At 76.8% G+C, this 6,354-nt stretch carries 2 protein-coding genes; both read left to right on the plus strand.

The annotated features are described in order from the left end of the window. A partial coding sequence (locus tag ABZ495_RS36635) for an SDR family NAD(P)-dependent oxidoreductase (protein ID WP_359840314.1) occupies positions 1 to 4,937 on the plus strand: 4,937 nt, incomplete at its 5' end. Positions 4,938 to 5,017: 80 nt separating this feature from the next. Further along, positions 5,018 to 6,354, plus strand: a 1,337-nt coding sequence (locus ABZ495_RS36640) for a beta-ketoacyl synthase N-terminal-like domain-containing protein (RefSeq protein WP_359840316.1), incomplete at its 3' end; no start/stop codon positions are given.

The raw sequence follows: 6,354 nt of genomic DNA on the forward strand, positions 1-6,354 counted from the left end.
CGGCGCTGCCGGAGCGGGCCGCGGTCCTGGGCGCGGACCGGGCGGCGCTGCTGCACGGCCTGGACGCGCTGGCCGAGGGCCGGCCCGCCGCCGCGACGGTGCGGGCCCGGGCGACGGCCGACGACCGGACGGTGTTCGTCTTTCCGGGGCAGGGTTCGCAGTGGGTCGGGATGGGTGTGGAGCTGTTGGCGGAGTCGCCGGTGTTCGCGGCGCGGTTGGCGGAGTGTGCGGAGGCGTTGGGGCCGTTCGTCGACTGGGATCTGCTCGATGTGCTGCGTGGTGTGCCCGGTGCTCCGTCGTTGGAGCGGGTGGACGTGGTGCAGCCGGTGCTGTTCGCGGTGATGGTGTCGTTGGCGCAGTTGTGGCGGTCGTACGGTGTGGAGCCGTCGGCGGTGGTGGGGCATTCGCAGGGGGAGATCGCGGCGGCGTGTGTGGCGGGTGTGTTGTCGCTGTCGGACGCGGCGCGGATCGTGGCGTTGCGCAGTCGGGCGTTGACCGGGTTGGCCGGGCGCGGGGGGATGGTGTCCGTTCCGCTGCCCGCCGGTGAGGTCGGTGAGTTGATCGTCCGCTGGCGGGACCGGATCCAGGTGGCGGCGCTGAACGGCCCGGCGGGCACGGTGGTGGCCGGTGAACCGGCGGCGCTGGACGAGCTTCTGACGCATTGCCAGGAGCACGGGGTGCGGGCCCGGCGGATTCCGGTGGACTACGCCTCGCACACCTCGCAGGTGGAGCGGTTGCGCGAGGAACTGCTGGCGGTGCTCGCGCCGGTCGAGCCGGGACCGGCCGAGGTGCCGTTCTACTCCTCGACGACCGGGAAGACGATGGAGGGGCGGGAGCTGGACGCCGCCTACTGGTACGCCAATCTGCGGCAGCCGGTGGAGTTCGAGGCCGCCACCCGGGCGCTGCTCGACGACGGCCACCGGGTCTTCGTCGAGGTCAGCCCCCACCCGGTGCTGACCACCAGCATCCAGGACACCGTCGAGAGCGCGGAGGCCACGGCCACCGTGACGGGCACGCTGCGCCGCGACGAGGGCGGGCCGGAGCGCTTGCTGGCCTCGGTGGCCGGGCTCTGGGCTGCCGGTGTCCCGGTCGACTGGAGCGCCGCCACCGCCGGCGGCCGCCCGGTCGAACTGCCCACCTACGCCTTCCAGCGCCGCCGTTACTGGGTGCGGACCGCGGCGGACGAGCAGGGCGGCTCGGCCGTCGGCCTCGGGCTGGGGGACGCCGGCCATCCGCTGCTCGGCGCCGTGGTCGCCCCGGCGGGCGGTGACGGCCTGCTGCTCACCGGCCGGCTGTCGCGGCGCGGCCACCCGTGGCTCGCCGACCACGCCGTGCGGGAGACGGTGCTGCTGCCGGGGACGGCCTTCGTCGAGCTGGCCGTCCGGGCCGGTGACGAGGCCGGCTGCCCGGTCGTCGAGGAACTGGTCATCGAGGCGCCGCTGGCGCTGCCCGAGCGGGCGGCGGTCGGCATCCAGGTCGCGGTCGGGGACGCCGACGACACCGGACGGCGCACGGTGACCGTCCACGCCCGCCCGGGCGAGGGGCGGCCGTGGACCAGGCACGCCTCCGGGACCCTCGCCCCGGCCGACCCCGTGGAGGAGCCGGCCGACCTGGCCGCCTGGCCCCCCGCCGGTGCGGTCGCGGTGGACACCGCGGGCTTCTACGAGAGCCTCGACGAGGCCGGGTACCGCTACGGACCGGCGTTCCGCGGCCTGCGGACCCTCTGGCGGCGCGGTCCGGAGCTCTTCGCCGAGGTCGGCCTCCCGGAGTCCGAGCGCGCCGGGGCCGGGCGCTACGGACTGCACCCCGCCCTGCTGGACAGCGCCCTGCACGCCTGGGCGCTCCAGGGCGTCGGCGGCGCCGCCCGGCTCCCCTTCTCGTGGAGCGGGTTCCGCCTGCACGCCTCGGGCGCCACGGCGCTGCGGGTCCGGCTCGTGCCGACCGGTGAGGACAGCGTGTCGCTGCTGGTCGCCGACGAGGACGGCCGTCCGGTGGCCTCGGCGGCCTCGCTGCTGGTCCGGGAGATCCCGGGCGGCGCGCTCGCGCAGCGCGAGGCGGTGGCCCCCGACGCGCTCTTCGACGTGGCCTGGCAGCCGCTGCCGCTCCCGGCCGGACCGGTCGCGCGGACGGCGCGGATCCTGGTCACCGCGGCGGGCGACGCCGACCCGGCCCGGGCCGTCCGGGACGCCGTCCGGCACGCACTGACGGAGGTCCGGGCCAGGCTGGCCGAAACCCCGGCCGACGCCGGCCCGCTGGCCGTGGTGACCCGCGGTGCGGTGGCCGCCCGGGCGACGGACGGCGCGCCGGACCCGGTGGGCGCCGCCGTACTGGGGCTGCTCCGCTCCGCCCAGGCCGAGCACCCCGGCCGGTTCGTCCTCGTCGACCTCGACGACGATCCCGCCGCCCCCGGGCTGCTGGACGCCGCCGTCGCCACCGGCGAGCCCCAACTCGCTGTCCGCGACGGCGTACTGCACGCCCCCCGGCTGGCCCGGGCGGTGGCGGCCCGGGGTGAACTGGCACTGCCCGACCCGACTGAGCTGCCCGACCCGTCTGAGCGGCCCGACCCGCCCGCCTGGCACCTGACCGCCGACGCGTCGGGAACCCTGGAGGGCCTGGCGTTCGCCCCGCACCCCGAGGCGCTCGCGCCGCTGGCCGCCGGTGAGCTGCGGATCGCGGTCCGCGCGGCCGGACTGAACTTCCGCGACACCCTGGTCGCGCTGGGGATGTACCCGGACCCGGGGGCGTACCTCGGCGGCGAGGGCGCCGGGGTGGTGCTGGAGACCGGCCCGGGGGTGACCGGCTTCGCCCCCGGGGACCGCGTCCTCGGCATGCTGCCCAAGTCCTTCGGACCGGTCGCGGTGGCCGATGCCCGGCTGGTGGCCCGGATTCCCGAGGGCTGGTCGTTCGCCGAGGCGGCGGCCATGCCGGTCGCCTTCCTGACGGCCTACTACGCCCTGTACGAGCTGGCCGGCCTGCGCCCCGGCGAGTCGGTGCTGATCCACGCCGCCGCCGGCGGCGTCGGAACGGCCGCCGTGCAACTGGCCCGGCACCGGGGCGCCGAGGTCTACGGCACGGCCGGCCGGGGCAAGTGGCCGGCGCTGCGCTCGCTCGGCCTCGACGACGACCGCATCGCCGACTCGCGGACCACCGGCTTCGAGCAGGCGTTCCTGGCGGCCAGCGGCGGGCGCGGGATGGACGTCGTCCTGGACTGCCTCGCGGGGGAGTTCGTCGATGCCTCGCTGCGCCTGCTGCCCCGCGGCGGGAGGTTCGTCGAGCTGGGCAAGACCGACGTCCGCGCCGCCGGTGAGGTGGCTGCCGCGCACCCGGGCGTGACCTACCGGGCGTTCGACCTGGTGGCGGCCGCCGGACCGGACCGGATCCAGCAGATGCTGGCCGAACTGGTGGACCTCTTCGAGCAGGGCGTGCTGTCGCCGCTGCCGACGACCTGCTGGGACGTCCGGCGGGCACCCGAGGCCTTCCGGCAGCTGAGCCAGGCCAAGCTGGTCGGCAAGGTCGTGCTGACCGTCCCCCGGCAGCTGGGCCCCGAGGGCACGGTGCTGGTCACCGGTGGTACCGGCACGCTGGGGTCGCTGCTGGCCCGGCACCTGGTGACGGCGTACGGGGTGCGGCATCTGCTGCTGGTGGGCCGTGGTGGCCCGGCGGCCGAGGGTGCCGGTGAACTGGAGGCCTCGCTGCGCGAACTGGGCGCCGAGGTGACCATCGCGGCCTGCGACACCGCCGACCGCGACGCGCTGCGGGAGCTGCTCGCCGGGGTCCGACCGCCACTGAGCGGCGTCGTGCACACCGCGGGCGTGCTCGACGACGGCGTGGTGGAGTCCCTGACCGCCGAGCAACTGGACGCGGTGCTGCGGCCCAAGGCCGACGCGGCACTCGCGCTGCACGAGCTCACCGCCGGTGAGGACCTCGCCGCCTTCGTCCTCTACTCCTCGGCCGCCGGTGTCTTCGGCAGCCCCGGGCAGGCCAACTACGCGGCGGCCAACGCCTTCCTGGACGCGCTCGCCGCCCGGCGGCGGGAGGCCGGCCGGCCGGCGCTCTCGCTCGCCTGGGGGCTCTGGGAGCCCCGCAGCGGGATGACCGGACACCTCGGCGCGAGCGACCACGGCCGGCTGGCCAGGAGCGGCGCCCTCGGGATGACCCCGGAGCAGGGCCTCGCCCTGTTCGACGCCGCGGTCCGGCTGGACCGGTCGACGCTGGTGGCCGCGCCGCTCGACCTGGCCGGCCTGCGCGAGCGCGGCGGGGACGTCCCCCCGCTGCTGCGCGAGCTGGTCGCCCCGGCGCGCCGGCCGGCCGGCACCGGCCGGCCGGAGGACGGTTCGCTCGTCCTGCGGCTGACCAGGCTGCCCGCGGCCGAACGCACCCGCGTCCTGCTGCGGGCGGTCCGGGGCCACGCCGCCACCGTGCTCGGCCACGACGGGCCGGACCTGGTGGGGGCGGACCGCCCCTTCAAGGACCTCGGCTTCGACTCGCTGACCGCCGTCGAGCTGCGCAACCGGCTGAACACGGCGACCGGGCTGCGGCTGCCCGCCACCGTGGTCTTCGAGAGCCCGAGCGCGCGCGAACTCGCCGAGCGGCTGCGGCGGGAGCTCTTCCCCGGCGGGGAGGCGCCCGGGGCCGTCGCCGCCGCGGTGCCCGGTACCGGCGCCGACGAGGACGGGATCCGCCGGACCCTCGCCGCGCTGCCGCTCGACCGGCTGCGGGAACTGGGCCTGCTCGACGTGCTGTTGGGCCTCGCCGAGGAGGCCCCGGCCCCCGCAGCGTCCCCCGGGCCGTCCCCCGAGCCGTCCCCTGTCTCGGCAACCGACCCGACGTCCGACCCGACGTCCGACCCGGCGCCCGTCGCGGAGGACGAGCTCGACCGGCTCGACGGCATGGACGCCGAAGACCTGATCGCCCGCGCGTTCGGCAGCGCGACATGACGCCGCGCCCCGACCGCCCGGCCGGTCCGCCCGCCCGGGCCCCGCATGCCGACCGACCCGGAACCGCCAGTGGAGGAAAGATGGCCGAGACCCAGGACCGCCTCGTCGAAGCCCTGCGGCTCTCGCTGAAGGAGAACGAGCTGCTGCGCCGGCAGAACGCCGAACTCGTCGACCCCGCGCCCGAACCGATCGCGATCGTGGGCATGGCCTGCCGCCTCCCGGGCGGGGTGCGCACCCCGCAGGACCTCTGGGCGCTGCTGACCGACGGCGCGGACGTGATCGCCGACCTGCCCCGGGACCGCGGCTGGGACATCGACGGCCGGTACGACCCCGACCCGGACGTGCCCGGCACGTTCTACGTCCGGCAGGGCGGCTTCCTGACGGACGTCGCGGAGTTCGACGCGGAGTTCTTCGGCATCTCGCCGCGCGAGGCGCTCGGGATGGACCCCCAGCAGCGGCTGCTGCTGGAGACGTCCTGGGAGGCCGTCGAGGCGGCGGGCATCGACCCGCACTCCCTGCGCGGCAGCCGGACCGGCGTCTTCGCGGGCCTCGGCTACCACGACTACGGCACCCGGCTGGGCCGGGTGCCGGACGGGCTGGAGGGCTACCTGGGCAACGGCCGCTCGGGCAGCGTCGCCTCCGGTCGGGTCTCCTACACGCTCGGGCTGGAGGGGCCGGCCGTCACGGTGGACACGGCCTGCTCGTCCTCGCTGGTCGCGCTGCACCTCGCGGCCCGCTCGCTGCGCCAGGGCGAGTGCGACCTCGCCCTGGCCGGCGGGGTGACGGTGATGTCCACCCTGGACGGCATCCTGGAGCTGGCCCGCCAGCGGGCCCTGGCCCGTGACGGCCGCTCCAAGGCGTTCGGCGCCGGCGCCGACGGCATGAGCATGGCCGAGGGGGTCGGCCTGCTGCTGGTGGAGCGGCTCTCCGACGCCCGCCGCCTCGGCCACCCGGTGCTCGCGGTGCTCCGGGGCAGCGCGATCAACCAGGACGGCAGGTCGAACGGCCTGACCGCGCCGAACGGCGCCGCGCAGCGCCGGGTGATCCGGCAGGCCCTCGCCGAGGCGCGGCTGACGCCGGACCAGGTCGACCTGCTGGAGGCGCACGGCACCGGCACCGCGCTGGGCGACCCGATCGAGGCCGTCGAGCTGCTGGCCACCTACGGCCAGGGCCGGCCGCAGGAGCACCCGGCCTGGCTGGGCTCGGTGAAGTCGAACCTCGGCCACACCCAGTTCGCCGCCGGTGTCACCGGGGTCATCAAGGCCGTCCTCGCGATGCGGCACGGGGTGCTGCCGAAGACCCTGCACGCGGACGAGCGGACCGGGCAGGTGGACTGGTCGTCGGGTGCGGTGGAGCTGTTGACGCGGGCGCGGCCGTGGCCGGAGACGGGGCGGCCGAGGCGTTCGGCGGTGTCCTC

The organism is Kitasatospora sp. NPDC005748 (assembly GCF_040630735.1).
GTDB lineage: Bacteria > Actinomycetota > Actinomycetes > Streptomycetales > Streptomycetaceae > Kitasatospora.